Origin of the sequence: Barnesiella sp. CU968 (assembly GCF_905219685.1) — a bacterium.
Classification (GTDB): domain Bacteria; phylum Bacteroidota; class Bacteroidia; order Bacteroidales; family Muribaculaceae; genus Lepagella; species Lepagella muris_A.
In genome coordinates, this window is record NZ_CAJMXD010000360.1 from 1 (window position 1) to 2,976 (window position 2,976).

General features: G+C 46.6%; 3 protein-coding genes. 1 reads left to right on the forward strand and 2 read right to left on the reverse strand.

The annotated features are described in order from the left end of the window. Both JX312_RS11455 and JX312_RS11460 read right to left on the reverse strand, forming a co-directional pair. Positions 1 to 1,578: fibronectin type III domain-containing protein (locus tag JX312_RS11455; RefSeq protein WP_204458081.1), on the reverse strand; the 1,578-nt coding region annotated here is incomplete at its 3' end. Positions 1,579 to 1,838: 260 nt separating this feature from the next. Next, positions 1,839 to 2,000 (reverse strand): hypothetical protein, encoded by a 162-nt coding sequence (locus tag JX312_RS11460; RefSeq protein WP_164916627.1) that lies wholly within the window; start codon positions 1,998 to 2,000, stop codon positions 1,839 to 1,841. 63 nt (positions 2,001 to 2,063) lie between these two features. On the opposite strand from JX312_RS11460, the gene JX312_RS11465 reads away from it, so the two are divergent. Then, positions 2,064 to 2,976: DMT family transporter (locus JX312_RS11465; protein WP_204458082.1), on the forward strand; the 913-nt coding region annotated here is incomplete at its 3' end.

A 2,976-nucleotide genomic window follows, 5' to 3' on the forward strand; every position in this document is an offset into this window, starting at 1 on the left:
GATTACGCCTACGTTGCCCCCGTCAACTGTCCTTGCCGCAGCTGTAATGGTAACATAATAGGCAGCATTGTCTTCTTTTTCAATACTGCCGGTGAAGCTTGTTGTCTCAACCTCCGCAGTCTTATAAGTGGATGTGGTTACATATCCGGCGGGTTTCATTTGCTTTACGGTTATGTCATCGAAGAAATAGCGGAAACTTGTTTCACCATTGAAATCGTATATTTTCACTTTTGAAGCTGCTGTGCCTCCGGTCAAGTTTACGGTATATGTATGGAATCCGCTGACATTAAGTTTTAATTCCACCGGTTCTGAAAGGTTGCCTTCGGCATCTTCCAGTGCAAGTTTTAAAGCTCCATCAGTGGAGAGGACGCGGTTTTTGGTTGCTGCAGCCGTGAGTATTACCGTCACTTTGCCGTTGTCGGAAGAGAGGTCCATGACCGGAGTGGCGATATATGACTCATTTGCGGAATAAGGGGTAAGTCCCATACCTCCTTTGAAATAGAGCATGTCTTTGCCTGTCCATCCTTTTTCTCCGAGCATTTCAAGATGACGGTCGTACGCATATTCGAAGTTTTCAATAGTGCCAGTGGTAAAGCAGTCGAACGATTCTGTAAGCATGTCTGCGCTTCCGGCTTCGGCAAGGGTCTTGCGGCAAAGCACATTCACAAAATAGCTTTCAGCATCAGCTACGGCGCCCCATGTCGCGGTATAGCTGCCGTCTGATGAAGCAGAGACGCTCACCGCCGGTTTGTTGAGTGCTGAAATCACCTTTATCACCTCTATCTCTTCGGAATTGCCGGATACGGCAGTCTCATTTGCTGCACGTATGGTATAGTAATAAGTGATTTCCGGGTTTAAGCCTTCCACTTTGTATGATATATAAGAAGAGGAAGTTGGAGTCACCTCCTGATTCTCAAGGAACATGATTTTCTTGTTATCAGCTCCATAGCTGTAGACATCGAGATAATATTTTGTAGCGCCGCTTACCGCTTTCCATCTTGCCGTGAATGAAGTGCCGTTTGCATCAGAGGGGAGGGACGGCACGGGAACACCCAGAAACTCTTTGCCCTGTTCAATCTTGACACTCTTGAGGAAGATTCCGTCGGCAACAAGGAAAGGGCTGATTTTAGCGAAGTTTGAGGTTGTGCCGGGAGTCACGATGTATTCAACTGTGGTCCACTCGCCTGAATTTATTTCGGCATTCTCTGTTATTGAGTAACCCCATTGGAGCTGAGCCATGCCCATATCCGTTTTATTGAGTTTTACCACCAATGTTACCTTTACTCCACCGTTTGCAGGAGATATGGAGAGGTTGCCGGTGCGCACGGATGCCCCGTCATTGATATAAAGAGAGCCACCAGCCTGTCCGACGCCGGTTGCCGGGCTTATTGACCAGCCAGTTAGTCCGAGTTGTGAAAATTCATTGGAGTATTTGAACATCTGTGGAGCATTTTCAGAACCTGCCGTGCATTTTTCCGAGAAGTCAACATCAAGAAGTACCGAGGTTTCGGCTTCTGCGAAGCCGTAACCTAATACAATAGTAGCTACTATTGTCGCTGAGCGTAAAAAAATTCTCATCCTTTTCGTATAGTTAATGAATAAATAATGATTTTTAAGATAGTTAAGGTATATGTCGTAAAGTTATGTAAATTTTATTATTTATCCAAATTTATAACATTTATTCCATAAATATTTAATTTTTAGAGATTTTTGTATTGCAAAAACAACTTCTAAGTTGAAAATGGCAGGTCATGTGCTTGCTGTACTCATTTTTTTTGTTGGCGATTTCTGTTCAATGGAATATCGTGGGCGGTGTTTGACTTCGGTATATATTTTGCCTATGTGTCGGTCGTCGCTACACCGACCAGTTCCCTGAACATCACGTTGCTCGCATTGTTATCACTAAGACTCAGGGAGTAGCGCATCATGTCTTTTACGGTCAGGCATATCATGGCAACAATGCCGGGCAAAATCATATGTTCCTTTGCGATTCTTTTCATTTCACGGGTATTTGGATTGAGCAAATATAGTAAAAAATCGCTTTTTTTCGTTACTTTTGCCGCATGAAACTCAAGGGATATATCCTGGCAGCGGTCGCTGCCGCCACTTATGGCACTAACCCTGCTTTCGCAGTGCCATTATATGCAGACGGAATGAATCCGAATACGGTGTTGTTTTTCCGTTATCTGCTTGGATTGCCTATTCTTGCATCAATGTTGCTTTTGCGGGGGCACTCGCTGAAAATCAGTCGCGGGGAACTTATGCCATTGGGTGTGTTGGGGATACTTATGGGAATATCATCGCTAACACTGTTCCAATCGTATAATTACATGAACTCCGGCATAGCGTCGACCTTGCTTTTTGTTTATCCGGTGATGGTGGCGGTGCTTATGACGTTCTTCTTTCACGAGCGTTTCCGCGCCACAACGGCGTTGTGTCTTGTCATAATGACGGGCGGTCTGGTTCTGTTGCTGCGTGCGCCCGAAGGGATGGAAGTCAGCGGAACCGGCGTGGTCCTGGTTATGCTTTCTTCGCTCACGTATGCCATCTACCTTGTGATGACCAATGTGTCGCGCGCGGTGCAGTCCATACCTACGCTCAAACTGCTCTTCTGGCAGCTTGCATTCGGCAGTATGGTGTTTCTTTTCATGTTTGCCATCGGCACTCCGTTTACTCCGGTGCCATGTGCTTCGGACTGGGTAAATCTTGCAGCTTTGGCGGCGTTGCCCACAGTGGTGTCACTGGGTTGCACAACTGTGGCGATACATTGCATCGGCTCGACTTCCACAGCAATTTTCGGCGCACTTGAGCCGGTGACTGCCGTAGCTCTCAGCATACTGACTCTCAACCAGACGATTACGCCCCGCGAACTGTGGGGAGGGTTGCTGATAGTGATTGCCACCACAATGGTTGTGTGTTCAGACCGTATCGATCCTGTGTTGCTACGTGTGCGCAAAATGTTTCCCCGCCATCCCC

Bases quoted from the DNA above. Each gene is read 5' to 3' on its own strand.
- JX312_RS11460 (WP_164916627.1), bottom strand. From the start codon at position 2,000: ATGAAAAGAATCGCAAAGGAACATATGATTTTGCCCGGCATTGTTGCC.